Origin of the sequence: Shinella sp. WSC3-e (assembly GCF_945994535.1) — a bacterium.
Classification (GTDB): domain Bacteria; phylum Pseudomonadota; class Alphaproteobacteria; order Rhizobiales; family Rhizobiaceae; genus Shinella; species Shinella yambaruensis.
In genome coordinates, this window is sequence record NZ_OZ000530.1 from 2,927,927 (window position 1) to 2,952,118 (window position 24,192).

At 65.0% G+C, this 24,192-nt stretch carries 21 protein-coding genes; 15 read left to right on the forward strand and 6 right to left on the reverse strand.

All coding sequences use genetic code 11. The features are described from left to right. Positions 1-38: 38 nt before the first annotated feature. Positions 39-1,046, forward strand: coding sequence for an alpha/beta fold hydrolase (locus AABF56_RS14580; protein ID WP_272807514.1), 1,008 nt, complete (start codon positions 39-41; stop codon positions 1,044-1,046). A gap of 2 nt (positions 1,047-1,048) precedes the next feature. Here AABF56_RS14580 and pyk read toward each other — a convergent pair whose 3' ends face one another. Both pyk and AABF56_RS14590 read right to left on the reverse strand, forming a co-directional pair. Continuing rightward, positions 1,049-2,488, reverse strand: coding sequence for a pyruvate kinase (gene pyk / locus AABF56_RS14585; RefSeq protein WP_272806467.1), 1,440 nt, complete (start codon positions 2,486-2,488; stop codon positions 1,049-1,051). Then, positions 2,488-2,877: a DUF1036 domain-containing protein gene (locus AABF56_RS14590; RefSeq protein WP_306414950.1), complete on the reverse strand. Its 390-nt coding sequence runs from the start codon at positions 2,875-2,877 to the stop codon at positions 2,488-2,490. The genes pyk and AABF56_RS14590 overlap by 1 nt, the downstream gene beginning before the upstream one ends. Positions 2,878-3,261: 384 nt before the next feature. On the opposite strand from AABF56_RS14590, the gene AABF56_RS14595 reads away from it, so the two are divergent. From AABF56_RS14595 to AABF56_RS14605, 3 genes are all read left to right on the forward strand, one after another. After that, positions 3,262-4,050 (forward strand): N-formylglutamate amidohydrolase, encoded by a 789-nt coding sequence (locus AABF56_RS14595; RefSeq protein ID WP_272806469.1) that lies wholly within the window; start codon positions 3,262-3,264, stop codon positions 4,048-4,050. A gap of 10 nt (positions 4,051-4,060) precedes the next feature. Then, positions 4,061-4,366 carry a DUF1244 domain-containing protein gene (locus AABF56_RS14600; RefSeq protein WP_272806470.1) on the forward strand — a complete coding sequence of 102 codons (306 nt, stop codon included), beginning with the start codon at positions 4,061-4,063 and terminating at the stop codon, positions 4,364-4,366. 98 nt (positions 4,367-4,464) lie between these two features. Then, entirely contained in the window at positions 4,465-4,728 is a 264-nt protein-coding gene (locus AABF56_RS14605) for a DUF2312 domain-containing protein (RefSeq protein WP_064331154.1), read from the forward strand. 126 nt (positions 4,729-4,854) lie between these two features. On the opposite strand, the gene AABF56_RS14610 is transcribed toward AABF56_RS14605, so the two are convergent. After that, positions 4,855-6,648 carry a DUF882 domain-containing protein gene (locus AABF56_RS14610; protein ID WP_443021126.1) on the reverse strand — a complete coding sequence of 598 codons (1,794 nt, stop codon included), beginning with the start codon at positions 6,646-6,648 and terminating at the stop codon, positions 4,855-4,857. 175 nt (positions 6,649-6,823) lie between these two features. Further along, a complete protein-coding gene (locus AABF56_RS14615; protein ID WP_272806471.1) occupies positions 6,824-8,353 on the reverse strand; it encodes a sigma-54-dependent transcriptional regulator in 1,530 nt (509 codons plus the stop codon). Positions 8,354-8,519: 166 nt separating this feature from the next. On the opposite strand from AABF56_RS14615, the gene AABF56_RS14620 reads away from it, so the two are divergent. From AABF56_RS14620 to AABF56_RS14665, 10 genes are all read left to right on the forward strand, one after another. Continuing rightward, on the forward strand, positions 8,520-10,367 hold the full coding sequence (locus AABF56_RS14620) for a M3 family oligoendopeptidase (RefSeq protein WP_272806472.1): 1,848 nt from the start codon (positions 8,520-8,522) through the stop codon (positions 10,365-10,367). A gap of 21 nt (positions 10,368-10,388) precedes the next feature. Continuing rightward, positions 10,389-11,546: an aminodeoxychorismate synthase component I gene (locus AABF56_RS14625; RefSeq protein WP_272806473.1), complete on the forward strand. Its 1,158-nt coding sequence runs from the start codon at positions 10,389-10,391 to the stop codon at positions 11,544-11,546. Then, a complete protein-coding gene (locus tag AABF56_RS14630) occupies positions 11,531-12,304 on the forward strand; it encodes an aminotransferase class IV family protein (protein ID WP_272806474.1) in 774 nt (257 codons plus the stop codon). Before AABF56_RS14625 ends, AABF56_RS14630 begins: the two co-directional genes overlap by 16 nt. Beyond that, entirely contained in the window at positions 12,301-13,194 is an 894-nt protein-coding gene (locus tag AABF56_RS14635; protein ID WP_272806475.1) for a heme-dependent oxidative N-demethylase family protein, read from the forward strand. The genes AABF56_RS14630 and AABF56_RS14635 overlap by 4 nt, the downstream gene beginning before the upstream one ends. 133 nt (positions 13,195-13,327) lie before the next feature. Further along, positions 13,328-14,779 (forward strand): homospermidine synthase, encoded by a 1,452-nt coding sequence (locus AABF56_RS14640; RefSeq protein WP_272806476.1) that lies wholly within the window; start codon positions 13,328-13,330, stop codon positions 14,777-14,779. A 273-nt stretch (positions 14,780-15,052) separates the two neighbouring features. Beyond that, complete coding sequence (gene omp10, locus AABF56_RS14645) at positions 15,053-15,424, forward strand: outer membrane lipoprotein Omp10 (RefSeq protein ID WP_272806477.1); 372 nt, start codon at positions 15,053-15,055, stop codon at positions 15,422-15,424. Between the two features lie 205 nt (positions 15,425-15,629). Next, positions 15,630-17,570 (forward strand): 5'-nucleotidase C-terminal domain-containing protein, encoded by a 1,941-nt coding sequence (locus AABF56_RS14650; protein WP_272806478.1) that lies wholly within the window; start codon positions 15,630-15,632, stop codon positions 17,568-17,570. Between the two features lie 196 nt (positions 17,571-17,766). Then, entirely contained in the window at positions 17,767-18,798 is a 1,032-nt protein-coding gene (hemH, locus tag AABF56_RS14655; protein WP_272806479.1) for a ferrochelatase, read from the forward strand. A gap of 103 nt (positions 18,799-18,901) precedes the next feature. Beyond that, positions 18,902-19,936, forward strand: a complete 1,035-nt coding sequence (locus AABF56_RS14660) for an SPFH domain-containing protein (RefSeq protein ID WP_272807516.1) — start codon at positions 18,902-18,904, stop codon at positions 19,934-19,936. A 2-nt stretch (positions 19,937-19,938) separates the two neighbouring features. Then, a complete protein-coding gene (locus tag AABF56_RS14665; protein ID WP_244768289.1) occupies positions 19,939-20,397 on the forward strand; it encodes an NfeD family protein in 459 nt (152 codons plus the stop codon). Between the two features lie 161 nt (positions 20,398-20,558). On the opposite strand, the gene AABF56_RS14670 is transcribed toward AABF56_RS14665, so the two are convergent. Then, the gene (locus tag AABF56_RS14670; RefSeq protein WP_244768288.1) at positions 20,559-21,554 is read right to left on the reverse strand and encodes a KpsF/GutQ family sugar-phosphate isomerase; all 996 of its coding nucleotides are present in this window, start codon (positions 21,552-21,554) and stop codon (positions 20,559-20,561) included. Between the two features lie 147 nt (positions 21,555-21,701). Between AABF56_RS14670 and AABF56_RS14675 the strand changes: the two genes are divergently transcribed. Further along, positions 21,702-23,198 carry an outer membrane beta-barrel protein gene (locus AABF56_RS14675; protein WP_272806480.1) on the forward strand — a complete coding sequence of 499 codons (1,497 nt, stop codon included), beginning with the start codon at positions 21,702-21,704 and terminating at the stop codon, positions 23,196-23,198. 3 nt (positions 23,199-23,201) lie between these two features. On the opposite strand, the gene galU is transcribed toward AABF56_RS14675, so the two are convergent. Further along, positions 23,202-24,089, reverse strand: coding sequence for a UTP--glucose-1-phosphate uridylyltransferase GalU (gene galU, locus AABF56_RS14680; RefSeq protein ID WP_272806481.1), 888 nt, complete (start codon positions 24,087-24,089; stop codon positions 23,202-23,204). Positions 24,090-24,192: the final 103 nt, after the last annotated feature.

Below are 24,192 nucleotides of genomic sequence, written 5' to 3' on the forward strand. Positions count from 1 at the left end.
CGGAAACCGGATCGTCCTTGCCCTTCCCTCTCCGTTTCATGCTGCTCGCCCTCCTTACCCTTCCTCTCGCCCTCGCGCTTGCCGGCTACGCCTTCACCGTCTGGAAGGCACGGGCAATCGAGCGGCAATTCCCGAACATCGGCGAACGGATCGATGTCGGCGGCTTCAGCCTCAACAGCGTGCTGGTGCCCGCCGGCATGAATGCCGACCTGCCGCCTCTCGTCTTCATCCACGGCGCCAGCGGCAATCTGCGCGACCAGATGCATGCCTTTCGGGACAAGCTGGACGGCCGCGCCGCAATGCTCTTCCTCGACCGGCCGGGCCATGGCTACTCCGATCGCGGCGGCCCGGAGAACGGCTGGCCGGACGGGCAGGCCCGCGCCATCGCACGGCTGATGGAAAAGCGCGGGCTCGACAGGGCGATCATCGTCGGCCATTCCTTCGGCGGCGCCATCGCCGCCAGCTTCGCGCTGGAGCATCCGGAGAAGACGGCCGGCCTTCTCTTCCTGGCGCCGGCCACCCATCCCTGGCCCAGCGGTATCGACTGGTATTACGACATCGCGAAGATGCCCGTCATCGGCTGGCTCTTCACCCGCATCGTCGCACTACCCGCCGGCCTCCTGCGCATCGACCGCGGCACGCGCTTCGTCTTCGCGCCCAATCCGCGTCCCGACGGCTATGTCGCCGCGACCGCCCCTGCCCTCGTGCTGCGCCCCGACGCCTTTCGCAACAACGCCGCCGACGTCGCCAATCTCCTGGAATACGTCCGCCGCATACAGCCGCGCTACCGGCATATCCGCGCGCCGACGGTGGTCGTCACTGGCGATGCCGATGGCGTGGTCTACGAGGAAATCCATTCGCGCGGGCTGGCGCGCGACATAGCCGGATCGGAGCTCGTCTGGATCCGCAATCTCGGCCACAAGCCGGACTATGTCGTGACGGACCTTGCCGTCGAGGCACTGGAGAAGATCGCCGGGAAGGTGCGCGACCTCCAGGAATCGGCAAGGCGGGCCGAGGCCCGCCTTGCGAGGGATCATGAAGAATAGGCCTAGACGCCGCTGACGCCGTCAGCGCCGATATAGGCTATGCGCAGCATGTTCGTCGCGCCCGGCGTGCGCAGCGGCACCCCGGCCGAGATGATGATGCGGTCGCCCGGCTTGCCGAATTCTTCGGTGACGACGATGCGGCAGGCGCGGTTCACCATGTCGTCGAGGTCCTCCGCATCGCCCGTGACGACGCAGTGCAGGCCCCAGACGACCGAGAGGCGGCGCGCCGTCTCGATGACCGGCGAAAGCGCCAGGACCGGCACGTCCGGCCGCTCGCGCGCGGCGCGCAGGCCCGTCGTGCCCGACGAGGTGTAACAGACGATGGCCGACAGCTTCAGCGTCTCGGCGATCTGGCGGGCGGCCAGCGAGATGGCGTCCGCGCCCGTGGCTTCCGGCGTCGAGCGCTGGGCATAGATGATGCCCGGATAGTGCGGGTCCCGCTCGACCTTGCTGGCGATCGAGGCCATGGTGGAGACGGCTTCGACCGGATAGGCGCCCGAGGCGGATTCGGCCGACAGCATCACGGCGTCCGCGCCTTCGAAGACGGCGGTCGCGACGTCCGACACCTCGGCGCGGGTCGGCACGGGAGCGGAGATCATCGATTCCAGCATCTGCGTTGCGACGACGACCGGCTTGCCCGCGCGGCGGCAGGCGCGGATGAGCTGCTTCTGCAGGCCCGGCACGGCTTCCAGCGGCATTTCCACGCCAAGGTCTCCGCGCGCCACCATGAGGGCGTCGGAAAGCTCGATGATCTCGTCGATGCGTTCGATCGCCTGCGGCTTTTCGATCTTCGACATCAGGCCGACGCGGCCGCGCGCGACCTTGCGCACTTCGGCAAGGTCCTCCGGGCGCTGGATGAAGGAGAGCGCCACCCAGTCGACGCTGCCAGTCGCCAGCACCGCATCGAGGTCGATGCGGTCCTTCTCGGTCAGCGCGCCGACGCCGAGCAGCGTATCGGGCAGGCTGACGCCCTTGCGGTCGGAGATCTTGGTGCCTGAGACGACAGTGCAGACGATCGCCGTGCCATCGGACGATTCGGCACGCAGATGCAGCTTGCCGTCGTCGATCAGCAGGCGATGGCCGGGCTTGACGGCCTCGAGGATTTCCGGATGCGGCAGGAAGACCCGCGTGTTGTCGCCGGGCACGTCCTTGTTGTCGAGCGTGAAGGTCTGGCCGGGTTTCAGCTCTTCCGAGCCGTTGGCGAACTTGCCGACGCGCAGCTTCGGGCCCTGGAGATCGGCGAGGATGCCGATGGGTCGGCCGCAACGGGCTTCCACGGCGCGGATGCGGCTGATCAGCGTGCGCATCACGTCATGGCTGGCATGGCTCATATTGATGCGGAACAGGTCGGCCCCGGCCTCATGCAGCTTCTGGATCATCTGCTCATCGGACGATGCGGGTCCGAGCGTGGCGAGGATTTTGACTTTTCTGTTCCGTCTCATCAGTTCTGGCTTTCCTGGGTCCCTGGCGTATCTGAGAGCTGCACCATCCAGCTCCCCTGTCGGCCCGTGTCGTATTCCTTGAAGCCCATGCGCTGGAAACCGCGGGCGAAGCAGTCCTGCACGCCGGTGATCTTGAACTCGTTCTCGGCGACGCACATGTTGACGTCGCCGGTCCAGCGGCCGCCGCGGGCGGCATCTTCGGCATAGAGGTAATAATAGCGCGACTGCAGCTCGCCCTCGATCAGCGTGGCGCAGGTGGTCGCGGGAACCTGCCACCAGCCCTCGGTCATCCAGCCTTCCTTGGCGCGATAGCCGATAGCGACGCCGACGAGGTTCTGCGTGCCGTTGCACACGCGAAAATCGGCTTTCGCCGTGTCCGGCACGGACAGGGCCGCAAAGCCGGCAAAGGCGAAAAGGCCGGCCTGGGCGAGGCCGCGGGCTTTCGGGAAAAACGGGCGATGGCTCTTGGCTCTCACGGCTTCCGATGCAACTCCGTTGATTTGATCTCGCGCTTTCTTGCGACGGCGGGGCATGAATGTCAACGCAACACTACAGCGCCGCGCGTCGTTCACGACGTGCAAAAGGCGCCGTGGAATCTGAAATCGCTGCCCAACTCCGCTGCATCGTTTCAGATGCAACGGAGTTGGGCAGCGGTCGTTTACAATTTCACGGCGGGAGAAGGATTCTTTCCCGCAAGGCAGGGCTGCGAACCTTGCAGGCGCGATCGCCCCATGCGATCAGTCGGCATGAGCGATGCACATTCGGCTAAAGGCATGCAGGATCACGCCCCCTTCGAAATCATCGACGGCGATCTCGGTCTCGGACTCGTCATCCTGGCGGACCACGCCACCAATCGCCTGCCGGAACGCTACGGCCGCCTCGGCCTGCCGGAGAGCGCCTTCCAACGCCACATCGCCTACGATATCGGCGTCGAGGGCCTGGTGCGCGGCCTTCATGCCCGGCTGAACGCGCCGGTCGTCATGAGCCGCTTCTCCCGTCTCCTGATCGACCCCAACCGCGGCGAGGACGATCCGACCCTGGTGATGCGCATCTCCGACGGCGCGATCGTGCCGGGCAACCACCCGATCGCGCCCGAAGAATGGCAGTACCGGCTGGAGACCTTCCATCGCCCCTATCACGATGCCGTGTCCCGGACGATCGGCGCCGTCGCCGACAGAACCGGCAAGGCGCCGCTCGTCCTCTCCATGCATTCCTTCACGCCGGCCTGGAAGGGTGTCGCCAGGCCCTGGCAGGTGACGGTGCTGTGGGACAGCGACCCGCGCGCCGTCCGCCCGCTGCTGGCCGAGCTCGAAGCGCCCGGCGACGTCGTGGTGGGCAACAACGAACCCTATGACGGGGCGCTGCGCGGCGACACGATGTTCCGCCATTGCATGAAACCCGGCATCCCCCATGCCCTCATCGAAATCCGCCAGGACGAGATCGGCGATGCAGCGGGCATCGCCCGCTGGGTGGAACGGCTTGCGCCGATCTTCGCCCGGTTGAATGCAGACGAGACGCTGCACACCTATACCGTATTCCCCTCCCGCACGGGACCCTATTGAGGCCAAGACGATGACCGACCTGAGCAAGGAACAGCAGACCGAGTTCGAGGCGGCCGCCTTCCGGCGCCTCCTCGAGCATCTTCGCGAGCGCAGCGACGTGCAGAACATCGACCTGATGAATCTTGCCGGCTTCTGCCGCAACTGCCTGTCGAACTGGTATCGCGAGGCAGCGAACGCGGCAGGCGTGCCGCTCGACAAGGAGGCCTCCCGCGAGATCGTCTACGGCATGCCCTATGAGGAATGGCGCGCGCGCCATCAGCGCGAGGCGAGCGAGGCGCAGAAGGCGGCCTTCGAGGTGAACCGCCCGAAGGAATGAGCCTTACCCCCGTGAAAATGGCGGGACAGGCCTTGATCTTGCCGGAAGTTCGCGGCAAGTCACGGCCTTCGAATTTTATCCCATCCAAGGAGAAGACCATGTCGGATGCCCACGGCGTCGCCCGCGACCAGCTTCGCGCGTTCATCGAGCGGATCGAGCGCCTCGAGGAAGAAAAGAAAACCATCGCCGACGACATCAAGGACGTCTATGGCGAGGCCAAGGGCGTCGGCTTCGACACCAAGATCCTGCGCAAGGTCATCCAGATCCGCAAGCAGGACAAGGACGAGCGCATGGAGCAGGAGGCCATCCTCGACACCTATCTCCAGGCCCTCGGCATGGTCGAGCTGCCGCCGGACGCGTGATGCGCTTCCCTCGCTTTCGTCATGCTCGGGTCAAGCCCGAGGATGACGACGGAGGGGAGGCAAGGTCAGAAGACAAAAAACCCGCCGGATCACTCCGGCGGGTTTTTTTAGGAATGAACCCAAATCTCAGTTCTCGGCGCTCTGGAACTTGCGCACTTCCATGAAGTTGACGGCGGTTCCGCTGAAGCGGCCGGCATCGACCGACGCATGCCCCTCCGGCTGGAAGCCGGCCATGTAGACGGTCGTCGGCGCGGCGCGCAGCGTGCGGCTGACGAAGCGCGGCGCCTTGACGGGCTTCGAGAGCGTCGCGACACGGCCCTGGGTCAACGCCCATTGCGAGATGATCTTCTGCGTCAGCTTCGGCTCGGTGCGGATGGCACCGCGGCTCGCCGCATCGGCATCCTTCTTCTTCGGGCGCCCGCCCTTGGAGGTCGACTCTTCCGTCGGCTTGCCGTCGAAGGCATCGAGCCCCGCCAGCGAACGCGTGCCGCCGGCATTGGTGGAGACGAGCGCCGCCATCTCGACCGGATTGCCGACAGTGCCGTCCGTCGTCGGATCGGCAAGCGCGGCAAGGCCGGTGCGGTCCGCAGCCGTCGGCAGCGCGACGTCGGCTTCCGCAGCGGCCATCAGCGCGGTCTGCGTCTGGTCAAGCGAGACCTCGGGGCGCAGGCCCGGCACCGGAACCATGGCCAGTTCTTCAGCATCCTCGACGGCCGCTTCGGCCGTCATGACCGCGCCCGGCTCCGCATCGCCGGGTTCGGTGCGTGCACCGAGCAGGACGGGAAGCGGAATCTTGTAGGCAGCAAGATCCTCGAATTCAGGCTTCTGCTCCTCGGCCGTCGCCGCTTCGAGCGCTGCGACCGCACCGCTCGTCGTCGGCGCGACAAGGGCAAGCTCGCTCGTCTCGGCAGCCTTGAAGGCAGGGCGGCTGCCCGGCACCGGCGCGGTGAAGGCAAGTTCCGTCTCGGCTTCCGCGACGACCGGCTTCTTCTCTTCGGCAACCTTCGCCTTCGCGCCTGCGCCCGAACCGCCTTCATCGAAGTTGTCGGCGATGGTGGCGCTGCTGGCGATCATTTCGGGTTCTTCATCCTCGTCGCCGCCGCCGCCGAAGAGGGCCGCGAGGAACCCGCCCTTGCGCTTGGACGCCGCCGGGGTGGAGCCGCCACCGGCCACCTGGATCGTGTCTGCGCCGACCCGGCGCTTGTAGTCGGCAACCGCCTGCTGGTAGCCCGGCAGCGGCTTGCCGTCGGTCGGAACGTGCATGGTCTTGCCGTCAGGGAAGAGGCGGGCGAGTTCCTGCCGGCTCATGCGCGGCCAGGCGCGCACGCTGCCGACGTCGAGATGCACGAAGGGCGAACCGGAGGTCGGATAATAGCCGACGCCGCCGACCTGGAATTTCATGGCGGTGGCGCGCAGCGTCGCGAGCTTGACGCCCGGAATGTAGAAGTCCATCGCCTTGCCGAGCATGTGCTGGCTCTTCTTGGCGACACCCTTGGAGCGCGAGCGCAGCATGCCGTTCGTCGCCGGCGAGCGATAGGCGGAAACGACGTTGATGTAGCCCTTGGCGCCGACCTTCTGGTAGACTTCCCATACGAGGTCGAGGAGCCGCGGATCCATCTTCGTCGGCTCGTTGCGGCGCCAGTCGCGCAGGAACTGGTTGATCTGCTTCAGGCCGCGCGCATCATAGCGCCCGTTGCGCTTGAAGGTGATCTCGGCCTTTTCCTTGGTGTGGATGAAATAGAGCTTCAGCGTGCGATTGCCGCTCTCGGCCTGGACCGTCGCGGGAATGGCCGTGGGCAGGATGAGGGCGGCAGACAGCACAGCCGTGGTCAAAGCCTTGGGCAGCTTTTGCAACACTGTCTTGCAGAGGCTGCCCAGGGATGCCCCGGGGCGCTTCATCGATGCGAACAAATTTGCCAACTCTTTCCCCGTCCGAAGGACAACGAACGTCCGTTATCCCAGATGACTGCCAATTGCGGTGAGAGCATGGCAAATACGCCACACTCGTCGTCGCGCACCCGTTATAGTGAACAATCCACTAACAGGGAATAAACGGCAATCGAGAAATCGCAAGTGGCCGGGATTCCAAGGGTTTTTACGCAGCTTCTTTCAACGGGTCGTCCGGGTCGATGCCATAATCCTTCAGTTTGCGATAAAGAGTCGAGCGGCCGATGCCCAATTTGCGGGCAACTTGGCTCATCTGGCCATGATAAAATTTCAAGGCGAAGCGGATCAGCTCCTCTTCCACATCGGCCAGCTTGCGCACATGGCCGCCCTTGTCGACGCTGGCGATGGCGTTTTCCGGGGTTGGATCGGCGACTGATTCGCTCGGGCGGAAATCCGGATAGACGCTCGGCAGGCGGCTTTCCGCGGCCGGTTCCGGGGTGCGGACGCTCGCCGCCTCCCAGGTGACGGCGCCGTCCTCGGCAAGGCCATAGCCCGGCACCTGCGCGGCGATCTGCGGGAAATCGGCGGCGGTGAGTTCCGCCCCCTCCGAAAGCACCACGGCGCGGAAGATGGCGTTTTCGAGCTGGCGGATGTTGCCCGGCCAGTCATAGGCCGTCAGCAACGCCATCGCCCCGGCGGAAACGCCAAGCGGGCGGGCGAGTTTCTGCTCGCCGGCAAAACGCTGCACGAAAGCGCGCACCAGAACCGGGATATCCTCCTTGCGCTTGCGCAGCGCCGGGATCGTCACCGGGAAGACGTTGAGGCGATAATAAAGATCCTCGCGGAAGCGGCCCTCGCGCACCTCGTTGATGAGGTCGCGATTGGTCGCCGAAATGAGGCGGACGTTCACCTTCTGGGGGAACCGCGCGCCAATGGTCTCGATCTCGCCCTGTTGCACCGCGCGCAACAATTTCACCTGCACGTCGAGCGGCAGGTCGCCGATTTCGTCGAGGAACAGCGTGCCGCCGTCGGCCTCCATGAATTTGCCGGTATGGCGCTCCGTCGCGCCGGTGAAGGCGCCCTTCTCGTGGCCGAACAGGATGCTTTCGACGAGATTGTGCGGGATCGCCCCGCAATTGACGGTGACGAAGGGTTTCTGCGCCCGGTCGCTCGCCGCCTGGATGGCGCGCGCGACCATTTCCTTGCCGACGCCCGATTCGCCTTCCAGCACCACCGGAATGTTCGACTGGGCAGCGCGGCGGCCAAGCTCGATGACGCGCAGCATTTCCGGGCTCGCCGAAACGATGTCGTCGAAATGCACGGCCTCGCTGCGGTGGCGGCGCCCGCCCCGGCCGCGGCCTTCCCGCTGGTCCATCTTCAGCGCATTGCCGACGGCGACGTTGAGGCGTTCCGGCGAGACCGGTTTCACCACGAAATCGAAGGCGCCGGCGCGCATCGCCATGACGACCGTCTCGATGCCGCCCTGACCCGTCTGCACGATGACGGGAATGGTGTTCTCCCGCTCGGCGAGCGCATCGAGGAAGGCCGAGCCGTTCATTTCCGGCATCATCAGGTCGAGCAGGATCACATTGATCAGGCCGCCCTTGCGATCGAGCAGATCGAGGCCCGCACGGCCGTTTTCCGCCATATGGGCGACATGGCCGGAGCGCTCGATCATGTTCTTCAACAGCCTGCGCTGGACAGGATCGTCGTCGATGACAAGAATATGGGCCGTCACTGGAACCTCCTTGCCTGAAGGCGCGCGTCATGCACGCCCTAGGGAACTCAACACCAGGGGACCATGGCAGAAAGGGTTGAACATGCCGTTTTGAGAAAGACTTGCATTTTAACCATTGCCGACGCAAGCAAGGGGCCGATCCGCCCATCTGGAAGAGAGACAGACGATGACCCGACATTTCCAAGCCCCCCGCATCGCCCTCGCGCCGGCCGACGCCGCCGCAGCCGCCGCGCTGGGCGATCTTCCCGGCTGGAACCTCGCAGATCTCTATCCCTCGGAGGCTTCCCCGGAATTCCAGGGCGACATGAAGAAGGCCGAGGCGGACGCGCTCGCCTTCGAGGCGAAGTGGAAGGGCAAGCTGGACGCCGCGACGGAAAAGACCGGCGACGAGGGCATCGGCGCGGCCGTGCGCGAATTCGAGGCGCTGGAAGATGTGATGGGCCGCCTCATCTCGTTCGCGGGCCTCACCTATTTCACCAACACGACCGATCCGGCCAACGGCAAGTTCTACGGCGACGTGCAGTCGAAGCTGACCGACCTTGGCGCGCATCTTCTGTTTTTCTCGCTTGAACTCAACAGGATAGCGGACGAGCGCATCGAGGCGGCGCTGGTGAATGACGCCCTTGCGGCGCATTATCGCCCCTGGATCGAGGACCTGCGCAAGGACAAGCCCTACCAGCTCGACGACAAGACGGAACAGCTCTTCCTCGAAAAATCGATGACCGGCGCTGCGGCCTGGAACCGGCTCTTCGACGAGACGATGGCATCGCTCCGCTACACGATCGACGGCGAGGAGGTTCCGCTGGAAATCGCCCTCAACCAGCTCCAGTCGCCGAACCCGGACGACCGCCGCAAGGCCGCCGAGGCATTGGCGAAAACCTTCAGGGACAATATCCGCACCTTCACGCTGATCACCAACACGCTGGCCAAGGACAAGGAAATCTCCGACCGCTGGCGCGGCTTTTCCGACATCGCCGACAGCCGGCACCTTGCCAACCGCGTCGAGCCCGAAGTCGTCGCGGCGCTCGCGGAAGCGGTGCGCGAAGCCTATCCGCGCCTCTCCCACCGCTATTATGCGATGAAGGCGAAGTGGCTCGGAATGGAGCAGATGAACTACTGGGATCGCAACGCGCCCCTTCCCGAGACACCCGATGCCATCATATCGTGGAACGAAGCGCGCGACACCGTGCTCTCCGCCTACAGCGCCTTCGCGCCGGAAATGGCCGATATCGCCCAAAAATTCTTCGACAAGGGCTGGATCGATGCGCCGGTGCGCCCTGGCAAGGCACCGGGCGCCTTCGCCCATCCGACGGTGCCCTCCGCGCACCCCTATGTGCTGGTCAACTATATGGGCAAGCCGCGCGACGTGATGACGCTCGCCCACGAACTCGGCCACGGTGTGCATCAGGTGCTGGCCGGCGGCCAGGGCGCGCTGATGGCGTCGACGCCGCTGACGCTTGCCGAGACGGCCTCCGTCTTCGGCGAGATGCTGACCTTCCGCAGCCTGCTCGACAAGACGAAGGACAAGCGCGAGCGCAAGGCGATGCTCGCCCAGAAGGTCGAGGACATGATCAACACGGTCGTGCGCCAGATCGCCTTCTACGAATTCGAGCGCAAGGTGCACACCGCCCGCAAGGAAGGGGAGCTCACGTCCGACCGGATCGGCGAACTCTGGCTCTCCGTGCAGGAGGAAAGCCTCGGCCCGGCGATCCGGATTTCGGAAGGCTACGAGACCTATTGGGCCTATATTCCCCACTTCATCCATTCGCCCTTCTACGTCTACGCCTATGCCTTCGGTGATTGCCTGGTGAACTCGCTCTACGCCGTCTACAGCCAAGCGGAGGCCGGCTTTCAAGAAAAGTATTTCGACCTGCTCAAGGCCGGCGGCACCAAGCACCATTCCGAACTCCTGAAGCCGTTCGGCCTCGATGCGAGCGATCCGTCGTTCTGGAGCAAGGGACTGTCGATGATCGAAGGGCTGATCGACGAGCTGGAAGCGCTTGATAGGGCCTGACCTTAAAAGAAGAAGCCGCGCATGACCGACCGCGAACGCTTTGTGCTCCTCAGGGACGACCGTGAGGACCGGACGGTGGTTTTCGCCGATCCGCTCGCCGTCGTCACCGTGCGCGAGCGCGCCGGCTTCGAGCACGCCTTCGCGGCCTTGCAGGCGGCACACGCGAAGGGGCACTGGATCGCCGGCTTCATGAGCTACGAGGCCGGCCATCTCTTCGAGGAGAAGCTCGCGCCCTTCGCGGTGGACAACCGCCCGACGCCGCTGATGAGCTTCGGCATTTTCGAGAAGCCGGCGGACGGCCACCCGCTGGCAAAACCCCGCCAGCGCACCGAGAACGAACCGTTCCTGACCGAGCCGAAAGCCGGCTGGGATTTCGAGACCTACCGCGACCGCTTCGACCGCCTGCACCGGCATCTGAGGCAGGGCGACTGTTACCAGGCGAACCTCACCATGCCGATCCGCGCCCGCTGGACCGGGGATCCGCTCGCCGCCTTCTGGTCGCTGATCGAGCGCCAGCCGGTGCGCTACGGCGCTTTCGTCTCGCTCGACGGGCCGCTTCTCCTTTCCCGCTCGCCGGAACTCTTCTTCGATGTCGACAGGGACGGCTGGATCGAGACGCATCCGATGAAGGGCACCGCGCCGCGCGGCGGCACTGCGGCGGAGGATGCAAGGATCATCGCCGCCATGCAGGCCGATCCGAAGTCGCAGGCGGAAAACCGCATGATCGTCGACCTCTTGCGCAACGACATCTCGCGCATCACCGAGGTGGGCACGCTTCATGTGCCGAAGCTCTTCGCCGTCGAGACCTATCCGACCGTGCACCAGATGGTGAGCCATGTGCGGGCGAAACTCACGCCCGGCCTCTCGATCCGCGACATCTTCGCCGCCCTCTTCCCCTGCGGCTCGATCACCGGCGCGCCGAAGATGAGCGCCATGAAGATCCTGCACGACCTGGAGGACGGCCCGCGTGATGCCTATTGCGGCGCGATCGGCCTGATCGCCCCGGATGGAACGATGCGCTTCAACGTGGCGATCCGCACGATCTCGATCTTCGACGGCGGCGAGGCGGTCTTCAATGTCGGCGGCGGCATCGTCTTCGATTCGACCGCCGAGGCGGAATATGACGAATGCCTGCTGAAGGCGCGCTTTGCGGTGGGTGATCAATGGATATCTCGCTGATCGAGACCCTGCGCTGGGAGCCCGCCGCCGGCTTCGTGCGGCTGGAGCGGCATCTGGCGCGGCTCGCGCGCTCGGCCGCGGCGCTTGGATTGGCGGGAAGCGAGGGGGCGGAGCAGGCTTTGTTCGCTGCGCTACCCCCCTCTGCCCTGCCGGGCATCTCCCCCGCAAGGGGGGAGATTGGATGGAGCGGCGTTTCGCCCACCGCCAGCGCTGCATCGGAGCAAGGATCAGCCCCCCCACCGATCTCCCCCCTTGCGGGGGAGATGCCCGGCAGGGCAGAGGGGGGTAGCCCGCAAGGCACCCCTCTCCGCATTCGCCTCGAACTTTTCCCTGACGGCCGGATCGACATACAGACGGCCCCCTTTACCCCTCTCGCGCCGGATGCGAGGTGGCGCCTGAAGATCGCCGCCACCCGGCTTGCCTCGGCCGACCCGCTGCTCCGCCACAAGACATCCCGCCGCTCGGTCTACACCGCAGCACGCGCCGAGGTTCCCGCAACGGAAGCGGAGGAGGTGATCCTCCTCAACGAGCGCGGCGAACTTTGCGAAGGCACCATCACCTCGCTTTTCCTCGACGACGGCACCGGCATCCTCAAGACGCCGCCGCTCGCCTCGGGCCTGCTCGCGGGCGTGCTGCGGGACGAATTGCTGGAGACGGGCAAGGCGGTCGAAGAAATCCTCAGGCCGAAAGACCTTGCCGAAGGCACGGCCTTCGTCGGCAACTCCCTGCGCGGGCTGATCTGGGGCGAACTGACATGAAGCAGCCGGTCTATACGCCCTATGACGGCTCCGCCCGCCTCTTCACCATCGGCCTCGGCCCGCTCGATCCCGCTCGCTGGATCGAGCCGGACGGCGACCTGGAGTGCTACCTTCTCGAAAAGGATCGGCTGATCGCTGACTGTCCCGACATCGTCTTCGTGGAAGAGGCCGGGACGCGCGAAGCGCAGCGGGAAGTTCTCGAACTCCTCGCAGGACACATCACGGCCCAGCATCCGTCCTTCTATCGCCGTGAAGGATCAACGATCGTCGCCGGCACGCGCACCGTCCACCTCGACACCGCCGACGCCCCGCTCGTCACCGCCGGCGGGCTGGTGCAGGACGACCTCGTGCTGATGCGCCGCGACGACAGCGGCTGGCGGCTCGTCGCCGGTTACGTCGCCTTCCCCTCCTCCTGGTCGCTGCCGGAAAAGTTCGGCCGGCGGATGGAGGATATCCACGCGCCCGTGCCGGATTTCGGCGAGGGCACGCGCAATGCCCTCCTGATCAACCGCATGTTCGACAATCTCAAGGTCGAGCAGCCGGTCTTCCGTTTCAACTGGTCGATCAACCCGGACGCCGACCTGCACTATCCGGCATCCAAGGCGCATGGCGCCCTGCCTGAAGGGCACGCGTTGTCGCTCGAAACCACCTTCGCCCGCGTCGAGCGCCAGACCCTGCGCAAGCTGCCGGTCTCCGGCGACATCCTCTTCACCATCCGCATCTACACCGATCCGCTCGCGGCGCTGCGCACGCTGCCTGAGGCGCAGAGGATCGCGACCGTCTTCGCCGACCAGCTCGAAGCGTTGAACCTGCCCCAGGCGACCTACAAGGGCCTTGCCGCGAAAAGGGCGGCGCTGGTGGCGGAATTGCGGGCGGTTGCGGCCGGTTAAGAATATCACGACGGAAAACCGCAGCCACCCTTTATTGTGACAGAAAACTGTGCTCTAGCGCTGCCATATTATGCTATGGGGCCCGTCGAGACCCTGATTTTACAGCAAAAGCGGCCGTCCGCAGGAGAACCAAATGGCAGACAGCACCTATCCGGTTTATGGCGAGATCACCGGCCCGATCGTGATGATCGGTTTCGGCTCCATCGGGCGCGGCACGCTGCCGCTGATCGAGCGCCACTTCAAGTATGACCGGAACCGGCTGATCGTCATCGAGCCGCGCGAAGACGCCGCCGACACGGAGATTTACGCCCGCCACGGCGTGCGTCACATCAAGGCGCACGTCACCAAGGAGAATTACAAGGAGCTCCTGAAGCCGCTGCTCACGGAAGGCAACGGCCAGGGCTTCTGCGTCAATCTCTCCGTCGATACCGGCTCGCTCGACCTCATCAAGCTCTGCCGCAAGCTCGACGTTCTCTATATCGACACCGTCGTCGAACCCTGGCTCGGCTTCTACTTCGACAAGGGCATGAAGAACGCCGACCGCACCAACTATGCGCTGCGCGAAACCATCCGCAAGGAGAAGGAAAAGCACCCCGGCGGCACGACGGCCGTTTCCACCTGCGGCGCCAATCCCGGCATGGTTTCCTGGTTCGTCAAGCAGGCGCTGCTGAACCTTGCCAGGGACCTCGGCATCAAGTTCGAGGAACCCGCGCAGGACGACCGCGAAGGCTGGGCCAAGCTGATGAAGAAGGTCGGCGTCAAGGGCGTGCACATCGCCGAACGCGACACCCAGCGCACCAGGAACCCGAAGCCGTTCAACACCTTCTGGAACACCTGGTCGGTCGAGGGCTTCATCTCGGAAGGCCTGCAGCCGGCCGAACTCGGCTGGGGCACCCACGAGAACTGGATGCCGAAGAACGCCAAGAAGCACAAGAAGGGCTGCAAGGCCGCGATCTACCTGGAGCAGCCCGGCGCCAACACGCGCGTGCGCTCCTGGTGCCCGACGCCCGGCCCGCAATACGGCTTCCTCGTCACCCACAACGAGTCGATCTCGATCGCCGACTTCTTCACGGTGCGTGACAAGGACGGCCACGTCACCTACCGCCCGACCAGCCACTACGCCTATCACCCGGCCAACGACGCCGTGCTCTCGCTGCACGAGATGTTCGGCAATGGCGGCCACCAGCAGCCGGTGCTGCACGTTCTCGACGAGAACGAACTGGTCGACGGCGTCGACGAACTCGGCGTGCTGCTCTACGGCCACGACAAGAACGCGTACTGGTACGGCTCGCGCCTTTCGCTGGACGAAACCCGCCGCCTCGCGCCCTACCAGAACGCCACCGGCCTGCAGGTGACCTCGGCCGTGCTCGCCGGCATGGTCTGGGCGCTGGAAAACCCCAAGGCCGGCATCGTGGAAGCCGACGAGGTCGACTACAAGCGGTGCCTGGAAGTGCAGACGCCTTATCTCGGCCCGGTGGAAGGCCACTATACCGACTGGACCCCGCTCGACGGCCGCCCGGGCCTCTTCCCGGAAGACCTCGACACGAAGGATCCGTGGCAGTTCAAGAACATCCTGGTCCGCTGAACCGGCCTTTGAACTGAAATGCGCGACGCCCGCGGCCAGGCCGCGGGCGTCTCGATTTGATGACGACCCTCGCCCCACCCGCCGTCGTCATCCCCGGCTCAAGGCCGAGCACGACGCAGGAGAGGTTTGGCGGACTTGCCAGCGGGTCTGAAACGCTTTCAATGGGATAATGCCCCTTGCCCCGGCGGCGCGTCTTGCTTTCGACGCCTCTTCGCGGCATGGTTCGCCGAATTGGACGGGTGGTTCGCGCCGCCGTGACCCTGGGAGACCCATATGAAGCCGATCACAGTCCTCAGCCTGCTGACCGCCGCCGTCGCGCTTGCCTCGTGCCAGTCCGAGCGCGCGCCGCGCGATTTGCCGGTGGCGCAGCGCCCCGTGCCGCAGGGTGTCGAAGGCGCCTGGGTGGACCCGAACGGCATCGTCTCCACCTTCCAGGGCGGCACGTTCACGACGCGCACGACCGACACGAACCAGCTCCTCGCCTCGGGCACCTATATCAACACCTCACCGACGCTGGTCGAGATCAACATGACCTCGCTGGTGCGCAACACCCAGTCCAAGGTCAATTGCGCGCTGGTCAGCCAGCGCCAGCTGAACTGCACGACCGCCGAAGGGGCGCAGTTCTCGCTCGCCCGCCGCGCCTGAGCGCAAGCGCTGCCGACGGAAAGGGCCGCAAGGCCCTTTTTTCGTTTCGGCGCATAAACATGCATGGCCTTGGGCCCTTCGTCTTTTCGCTTGAACTCGCCCGCGACCGGTGAAAACATCCGCCGGCCGGCTGTCATGTCTCGCGCCTCCCCGCGAAGCGGACAGCCCTCCCGCGCCGTCGCGGGCAAACAAGGAGAAGAGGACCATGACGTTTTTCCGATCCGGCCTCCTGGCCGCCTCCATCATCGCGCTCTCCAGCGGCTCGGCGCTTGCCGATTACGAGCTGAACATCCTGCATATCAATGACCTGCATTCGCGCATCGAGGCGATCAACAAGTTCGATTCGACCTGCTCGGCCGAAGAGGAAGGCAAGGGCGAGTGCTTCGGCGGCGTGGCACGCCTGAAGACCGCGATCGACACCCAGCGCCAGGCGCTGGCCGGCAAGAACGTGCTGCTGCTCAATGCCGGCGACAATTTCCAGGGATCGCTCTTCTACACCACCTACAAGGGGGCCGTGGAGGCCGAGTTCCTCAACCTCATGAAGTTCGACGCCATGACCGTCGGTAACCATGAATTCGACGACAGCGAGGACGGCCTCGCCACCTTCCTCGACAAGGTCGCGTTCCCGGTCGTCACCGCGAACGTCGCCGCCAGCGCGAGCTCGAAGATCGGCGACCGCATAAAATCCTTCATCGTGCTCGACCAGGGCGGCCAGAAGATCGGCATCGTCGGGGCGGTGGCGAACGACACGGCGGAACTCTCCTCGCCCGGCCCGAATGTCCTGATCGGCGACGACGTCGCCGACATCACGGCAGCGATCGGCGAGCTGAAGAAAGAGGGCGTCAACAAGATCATCGCGCTGACCCATGTCGGTTACCCGCGCGACCTTGCGGCCATCGCCAAAATCCCCGACGTGGACGTGGTGGTCGGCGGCCATACGAACACGTTCCTCTCCAACACCTCGGACAAGGCGGAAGGCCCCTATCCGACGCTGGTCGACAATCCCGGCGGCTACAAGGTGCCCGTCGTACAGGCTGCGGCCTATTCCAAGTATCTCGGCAATCTCAAGGTCGTGTTCGACGATGCGGGCGTCGTGAAGGAATCCTCCGGCGAGCCGGTGCTGATCGATTCCTCCATCAAGCCCGACGAGGCCGTGCTCGCCCGCATCAAGGAGCTCGGCGGCCCGATCGAGGAGCTGAAGAACAAGATCGTCGCCGAGAGCGCCGCACCGATCGACGGCTCGCGCGAGGTTTGCCGCGCCGCCGAATGCGCCATGGGCAACCTGGTGGCCGACGCGATCCTCGACCGCACGAAGAGCCAGGGCATGACGATCGCCATCACCAATGGCGGGGGCCTGCGCGCCTCCATCGACGGCGGCCCGGTCTCCATGGGCGAGGTGCTGTCGGTGCTGCCCTTCCAGAACACGGTCGCGACCTTCCAGCTCAAGGGTTCGGATCTTGTCGCCGCCCTTGAAAACGGCCTCGGCCAGATCGAGGAAGGCGCCGGCCGTTTCCCGCAGGTCTCCGGCATGAAGTATTCCTTCGACAAGTCGAAGCCGGCCGGCAGCCGCGTCGTCTCGGTCGAAGTGAAGGAGGGTGACGCCTTCGTGCCGCTCGACCCGGCCAAGACCTACGGCATCGCCTCGAACAACTACATGCGCGCCGGCGGTGACGGTTATTCGGTCTTCGCCACGGCCGGCATGAACGCCTACGATTTCGGCCCGAACCTCGAGCTGGTCGTCGCCGACTATCTTGCCGCGCACCGCCCCTACCAGCCCTATACGGATGGCCGCATCACGGAAGTTGCCGATGCCACGGTCGTCGAGACCCCGGCAACCACCGGGACCGGGACTGGGACCGACACGAGCGAGACGGCGCCCGCGACGGATACGGCCGCCAAGTCGGCGGAAGACACGGCAACCTCCGGCGAGGCCGCGACTGGCACCGCCGCCACGACCACGACGACTGAAACCGCGACGGTCACGGCCGGCGGCACGCATGTCATCGTCCGCGGCGATACGCTTTGGGATATCGCCAAGGCCGCCTATGGCGACGGCACGCTGTGGCGCAAGATCGCGGAAGCCAACGGCAATCCGCGGCCGCGGGCTCTGCATGTCGGCACGGAGCTGTCCATCCCGACCAAATAAGGACAATTTGTCTCCACTATTTCTGCCGGTCCGGGCTTTTCCGGGCCGGCATTTCTTTTTAGAACGATTCTGAGCCAACCGGCGTCCGCCGCACGGAGCAATTGCCGCGAACGTGCATCGCGGCCTTGCGTCCGAACCTGCAAGAAGACAAAGCCGCAAAGTAATGAACGACACCCCGCACGCTGAGGACCGCACCATGCAGGACATCGCCGCCAAGCCCGCCGACCACGCGCCCGTCAAGAACGGCAAGGTCGGTGTGCTGCTGGTCAATCTCGGCACCCCCGACGGCACCGACTACACCTCGATGCGCCGCTACCTCAAGGAATTCCTGACCGACAAGCGCGTCATCGAATGGCCGCGGATCGCCTGGTACCCGATCCTTTTCGGCATCGTGCTCAACACCCGCCCCGGCAAGGTCGGCAAGGCCTATGAGACGATCTGGAACAAGGAGAAGAACGAGAGCTTCCTGCGCACCTATACGCGCAGCCAGGCCCAACTGATGGCGCAGTCCTTCTCCGATCATCCGGACGTCGTCATCGACTGGGCGATGCGCTACGGCCAGCCCTCCATCGCCTCGCGCATGGAATACCTGCAGAAGGCCGGCTGCGAACGCGTCCTCGTCTTCCCGCTCTATCCGCAATATGCGGCGGCGACGACGGCGACCGTCAACGACAAGGCCTTCGAGGCACTCCTGAAGATGCGCTGGCAGCCGGCCCTGCGCACCGTGCCCCCCTATCACGACGACCCGGTCTATATCGACGCGCTTGCCGTCTCGATCGAAAAGCACCTGGCGACGCTCGACTGGGAGCCGGAGCGGGTGCTCACCTCCTTCCACGGCATTCCCAAGAGCTATTTCGACAAGGGCGACCCCTATTACTGCCAGTGCCAGAAGACGGCGCGGCTCCTGCGCGAACGGCTCGGCTGGTCGAAGGAAAAGCTCGTCGTCACCTTCCAGTCCCGCTTCGGGCCGGAGGAATGGCTCCAGCCCTATACGGACAAGACCGTGGAAAAGCTGGCACAGGAAGGCATCAAGCGCATCGCCGTCGTCAATCCCGGCTTCGTCTCCGACTGCCTGGAGACGCTGGAGGAGATCGCCGAGCAGGCGGCCGAGAGCTTCCTGCACAATGGCGGCGAGAAATTCGCGCACATCCCCTGTCTCAACGATTCGCCCGAGGGCATGGCGGTGCTGGAAAAGGTCGTGCGCCGGGAGCTTTCCGGCTGGGTCTGATCCCGGATAAATCTTGCCTTCGTCCAAATAGACTGGCGTCGCGGGCCGTATTCCTTAAAGTGGCGCCGCGCCGCATTGTCTGATGGAGAGAAGAACTATGGATCTGGCCGGACTGGATATCGTCGTCATCGCCCTCGTTGTGCTGGTCATCCTGATCCTCTTTGCCGGGATCAAGACGATCCCGCAGGGGTATCAGTACACGGTGGAACGCTTCGGCCGCTACACGCGCACGCTGGACCCCGGCCTCAACCTCATCATCCCCTTCATCGACCGCATCGGCGCGAAGATGAACGTGATGGAGCAGGTGCTCGACATCCCGACCCAGGAGGTCATCACCCGCGACAATGCCAGCGTCGCCTCCGATGCCGTCGCCTTCTACCAGGTGCTGAACCCCGCCCAGGCCGCCTATCAGGTCGCCAATCTCGAACACGCCATCATCAACCTCACCATGACCAACATCCGCTCGGTCATGGGCTCGATGGACCTCGACGAACTGCTCTCCAACCGCGACAAGATCAACGACCAGCTGCTGCGCGTCGTCGACGAGGCGGCCAATCCCTGGGGCGTGAAGATCACCCGCGTCGAGATCAAGGACATCGCGCCGCCGAAGGATCTCGTCGATTCCATGGCGCGGCAGATGAAGGCCGAGCGCGAAAAGCGCGCGCAGGTGCTGGAAGCGGAGGGGTCGCGCAACGCACAGATCCTGCGCGCGGAAGGCGCCAAGCAGTCCGCCATCCTCGAGGCCGAGGGCCAGCGCGAAGCCGCCTTCCGCGACGCCGAGGCACGCGAACGCCTTGCCGAGGCCGAAGCCAAGGCGACGAAGATGGTCTCGGAGGCCATCGCGGCGGGTGACGTGCAGGCGATCAACTACTTCGTCGCGCAGAAATATACCGAGGCCATGGCCGCGATCGGCAAGGCGCCGAACTCGAAGATCGTGCTGATGCCGATGGAGGCTTCGTCGCTCATCGGTTCGCTCGGCGGCATCGGCGCGATCGCCAGGGAGGTCTTCGGCAATGGCGGCGGCGCGCAGGTGGCGAGCACGCCCCGCACACGCCAGTCGACGCCCGCCACGACAACCACGACCGCCTCGACACCGGCCTTCCGCAACCCGTTCGAAACCCCGCCGCAGGGAAGCTGAGCATGATCCAGCGCATCGTCACGGAACTCGGCCCCTGGGCCTGGTGGGTGCTCGGCATCGTGCTCCTCATCCTCGAGGTGCTGATGCCCGGCGTCTTCCTCGTCTGGATCGGTATCGCGGCGATCGTCACCGGCGCCCTCTCGCTGCTGCTATGGGAATCGGCATTCTGGACCTGGCATGTGCAATGGCTGCTCTTCGCGGTGCTTTCCCTGGTCGCCGTGGTGATCGGCCGCCGCATCGTCAGCGCGCGTGGCCCGGCTTCCGACCAGCCGCATCTCAACCAGCGCGGCCAGAGCCTCGTCGGCCGTACCGCGACGCTGGAGCAGCCGATCAGCGAGGGCCGCGGCCGCATCCGCCTCGATGATACGATGTGGAGCGTGCAGGGACCCGACCTGCCGGTCGGCGCCCGTGTGCGCGTCACGGCCAGCAACGGCCGCGATCTGATCGTCGAGGCCGTCTAAAGCAATCCAGCAGGAGTGCGAAGCGGTTTTGCGTCCGGAATTGCGTTAAAATAAAAAATTAGAGCGTTTTCGCGATTCGCGGAAAAGCGGAAATGCTATGAATCAAAACCCCGCATCTCGAAGAAATGCGGGTTTTTGCTATGAGCCGTGGAATGCGCGGATCAGGCCACGCCGATGCGCAGCAGATCGTGGAAATGCACGACGCCGACGGGGCGGAAGGTCTCGTCGGTGACGATCAGCGCGGAAATGTTGTACTGATTGAGCAGGCCGAGCGCGGCGGTCGCCAGCGTCGTCGGCTTCACCGTCTTGGGCGCCCGCGTCATGATTTCGTCGACGGTGAGTTCGGCAAGGTTGCGCGACAGGTTGCGCGCGATGTCGCCGTCCGTGACGATGCCGACGAGAATCCCTTCGTCATTGACGACGCCGACACAGCCATAGCGCTTTTGCGACAAGAGCAGGACGGCATCCGGCATCGACGTGCCGAGCGCGACGAGCGGCATGTTCTCGCCGCTGTGCATGATATCGCCGACATGCGAAAGGCTGGCACCCAGCTTGCCGCCGGGATGGAAGGTCTTGAAGTCGGTGGCGGTGAAACCGCGCGCTTCCAGCAGCGCAACCGCGAGCGCATCGCCGAGGGCAAGCTGCATCAGCGTGGAGGTGGTGGGCGCAAGGCCATGCGGGCAGGCTTCCTGCTCCTTCGGCAGCAGCAGCACGGTATCCGCCTCGCGGGCAAGGGCCGAGCGCTCGCCGGAGGTGATGGCGATCAGCGGAATGGAGAAGCGGCGGGAATAGTTGATGATGCCCTGCAGTTCGGCGCTTTCGCCGCTCCAGGACATGGCAAGGATCACGTCGTCGCGGCCGATCATGCCGAGATCGCCGTGATTGGCCTCCACGGGGTGGACGAAGAAGGACGGGGTGCCGGTGGAGGCGAAGGTCGCGGCGATCTTCGCACCGATATGCCCCGACTTGCCGATGCCGGTCACGATGACGCGGCCGCTGATATCACCGATAAGACGGACAGCCTCGCAAAACGCGTCGAAGAGCCGTCCCTCGAGCGCCGCGGAGAGGGCGGTAAGGCCGGCCATTTCCGTTTCAACGGTGCGGATCGCCGAGGCGATGGCGCCGGCACTGTCAACTTTTGCCTGTCTTTTGATCATGCGCCTCGTTAGCGCTTTTGCATTCCTCTGTCCATGCACGAAAGAACGCAGATTGTTACGGCGAGTGACTTTGCGGCCCGGCAACCAAGCGTTAACCACAACGGTTTACGTTCGCTTAGGAAATCGAAAGGTTCGCGGGCCGCAGTCATGGCAGAAGAAAAGGCAAAGGATCGCGGGGCAAGACTGCCCCGCCTGTCATGGCATCTGGCCAATCTTCTGCTTGCCGGCACGGTGCTTGCCGCCGCACCCGCCTTCGCCCAGCAGCGGGTGGCGAACGAGACGCCGACATTCCAGGAGCCGCTCGACCCTCTCGTCCGCAACACCGGGTACGCTGCCGACGCGACGCTGCCGGGAACCGAAACGGCGGCATGGACCGGGCCTGCCCTCACCGGCGACCAGGCCGAGGCGCTCTCCGAGGCGGTGGACGGCAACGCGGCCATCCGCCGCACCGAACGCGAAGGCGAGCGGCTGAACCTGCGCGAAGGCAGCACCGAAGCGGCAAGAAGCGATTTCGGCGACCCCTACCAGCCGACCGGCATCCGCGTCGGCACATTCGTGCTCAGGCCCTCGATCACCCAGAGCCTGGGGCACGAACGCACGAAATCCGGCGGCACGACGAGCCGCACCTATTCCCAGACCGGCTTTCGCGGCGTGCTGACATCCGACTGGTCGCGCCACCAGCTGACCATCGACGCCGAGGGCATCTACCAGCGTAATATCAGCGGCACGGGAGAGACGGAGCCACAGGCACGCATCAACAGCGACCTGCGCCTCGACCTCAGCGACGACACGATCGCCAATCTCACCGCCGGCTACAGTTTCGAGCGCGAGGATTCCAGCGATCCCAACGCCATCGACGGCGCGAGCGCCCAGTCGGGCGTGCACGGCTTTACCGCCGGCGCGCGCGTCCAGCGCGATTTCGGTGCGATCCGCGGCATGATCGGCGCCGAAATCGAGCGCGAGGTCTACGGCTCGGCAAAGCTCGCAAACGGCGCGAAGCTGCGCCTTTCCGACCGCAACTTCACGGAAGGCACCCTGACGGGGCGCATCGGCTTCGAGCTGTCGCCGGCACTGATCCCCTATCTCGAGGCCTCCATCGCCCGTTCGATCTATGACGAGAAGCGCGATTCGCTCGGTTACGAGCGCTCGAGCTCGACACTGGGCGGCCGTGCCGGCGTGGAGATCGATCTTGGCGAAAAGCTGCGCGGCGATCTCGGCATGGGCTACAAGCGGGCCGCCTTCGACGACAGCCGCCTGAAATCGATCGCGGCTCTGACGCTCGACGGTTCGGTCATCTGGTCACCGCAGCGCGGCACGGAGCTCCGGCTCGGCCTCGGCACGCAGATCGAGCCGTCGACCACCGCCGGGCAAAGCGGCTACGTCGACTACGCGACCACCGCCGAACTGACGCATGAGCTGCGCGAAAACCTCGTCGCCCGGCTGAGCGGCGCCTATACCTGGCGGGATTTCTCCTCTTCCGGCGGCGCCGACCAGAATGTCTACCGTGTCGGCACGAGCCTTACCTGGGACCTCAACCGCTGGCTCGCCCTCACCGGCGACGTGTCCTACGAACTGACCCGCCCGTCGCGCGGCACCGACACCGGCATCACGCGCGCCGGCATCGGTCTCGTCCTGCGCCGCTGAACCCTATTTCAGCTTGGCGACGAGTTCCTTCAGCGGCCCTTCGACGGTCGGGCGGATATCCGCCCGCGCCAGCGCGAAGGCGATATTGGCGAGGATGAAGCCGTCCTTGGCGCCGCAGTCATAGGTCTCGCCGCGGAAGTGGTAGGCGGCGAATTTCTGGCTGCCCGCAAGTTTCACCATGGCGTCGGTGAGCTGGATCTCGTTGCCGGCGCCACGCTCCTGCGTGGAGAGGATCGGGAAGATTTCCGGCTGGAGGATATAGCGGCCGTTGATGAAGAAGTTGGACGGCGCGCTGCCCGGCGCCGGCTTCTCGACCATTTTGGTGATGGCAAACCCCTCGCCGATCGTCTCGCCGACGCCGACGATACCGTATTTGTGCGCCTGGTCGGGCGCGCATTCCTCGACGGCGACGATGTTGGCGCCGCTGTGCTCGAAAAGCTCCACCATGCCCTTCATGCAACCCTTTTCCGCCTTCATGATCATATCAGGCAGAAGCAGCGCGAAGGGTTCGTTGCCGACCAGCTCGCGGGCGCACCAGACGGCATGGCCGAGGCCAAGCGGCTCCTGCTGGCGGGTGAAGCTCGTCGAGCCGGCGACCGGCAGGATGCTTTCGAGCAGCGTCAGCTCCGCGGTCTTGTTGCGCTGGCGCAGCGTCTGCTCCAGCTCGACCTGGATGTCGAAATAGTCCTCGATGACCGCCTTGGACCGGCCCGTCACGAAGATCAGGTGCTCGATGCCGGCGTCCAGCGCCTCGTCCACCACATACTGGATGACGGGCTTGTCCACGACGGTCAGCATTTCCTTCGGCACGGCCTTGGTGGCCGGAAGGAAGCGGGTGCCGAGACCGGCCACTGGGAAGACTGCTTTGCGAACCTTGCGTGCCTGCGACATATTCACCTCGTTGCGCCCGTCGCCCTCATGGCCGGGCCGTATGTGTGCCGGAATAGAAGCCAATTGCTATTTTTTTGCAAAGGAAGACTTTTTTGCGAAGGAA

Excerpts from the sequence above, each read along its gene's own strand:
- AABF56_RS14580 (WP_272807514.1), top strand. The coding sequence starts at position 39 with ATGCTGCTCGCCCTCCTTACCCTTCCTCTCGCCCTCGCGCTTGCCGGC.
- pyk (WP_272806467.1), bottom strand. The coding sequence starts at position 2,488 with ATGAGACGGAACAGAAAAGTCAAAATCCTCGCCACGCTCGGACCCGCA.
- AABF56_RS14595 (WP_272806469.1), top strand. The coding sequence starts at position 3,262 with ATGCAGGATCACGCCCCCTTCGAAATCATCGACGGCGATCTCGGTCTC.
- AABF56_RS14600 (WP_272806470.1), top strand. The coding sequence starts at position 4,061 with ATGACCGACCTGAGCAAGGAACAGCAGACCGAGTTCGAGGCGGCCGCC.
- AABF56_RS14605 (WP_064331154.1), top strand. The coding sequence starts at position 4,465 with ATGTCGGATGCCCACGGCGTCGCCCGCGACCAGCTTCGCGCGTTCATC.
- AABF56_RS14620 (WP_272806472.1), top strand. The coding sequence starts at position 8,520 with ATGACCCGACATTTCCAAGCCCCCCGCATCGCCCTCGCGCCGGCCGAC.
- AABF56_RS14625 (WP_272806473.1), top strand. The coding sequence starts at position 10,389 with ATGACCGACCGCGAACGCTTTGTGCTCCTCAGGGACGACCGTGAGGAC.
- AABF56_RS14630 (WP_272806474.1), top strand. The coding sequence starts at position 11,531 with ATGGATATCTCGCTGATCGAGACCCTGCGCTGGGAGCCCGCCGCCGGC.
- AABF56_RS14635 (WP_272806475.1), top strand. The coding sequence starts at position 12,301 with ATGAAGCAGCCGGTCTATACGCCCTATGACGGCTCCGCCCGCCTCTTC.
- AABF56_RS14640 (WP_272806476.1), top strand. The coding sequence starts at position 13,328 with ATGGCAGACAGCACCTATCCGGTTTATGGCGAGATCACCGGCCCGATC.
- omp10 (WP_272806477.1), top strand. The coding sequence starts at position 15,053 with ATGAAGCCGATCACAGTCCTCAGCCTGCTGACCGCCGCCGTCGCGCTT.
- AABF56_RS14650 (WP_272806478.1), top strand. The coding sequence starts at position 15,630 with ATGACGTTTTTCCGATCCGGCCTCCTGGCCGCCTCCATCATCGCGCTC.
- hemH (WP_272806479.1), top strand. The coding sequence starts at position 17,767 with ATGCAGGACATCGCCGCCAAGCCCGCCGACCACGCGCCCGTCAAGAAC.
- AABF56_RS14665 (WP_244768289.1), top strand. The coding sequence starts at position 19,939 with ATGATCCAGCGCATCGTCACGGAACTCGGCCCCTGGGCCTGGTGGGTG.
- AABF56_RS14670 (WP_244768288.1), bottom strand. The coding sequence starts at position 21,554 with ATGATCAAAAGACAGGCAAAAGTTGACAGTGCCGGCGCCATCGCCTCG.
- AABF56_RS14675 (WP_272806480.1), top strand. The coding sequence starts at position 21,702 with ATGGCAGAAGAAAAGGCAAAGGATCGCGGGGCAAGACTGCCCCGCCTG.
- galU (WP_272806481.1), bottom strand. The coding sequence starts at position 24,089 with ATGTCGCAGGCACGCAAGGTTCGCAAAGCAGTCTTCCCAGTGGCCGGT.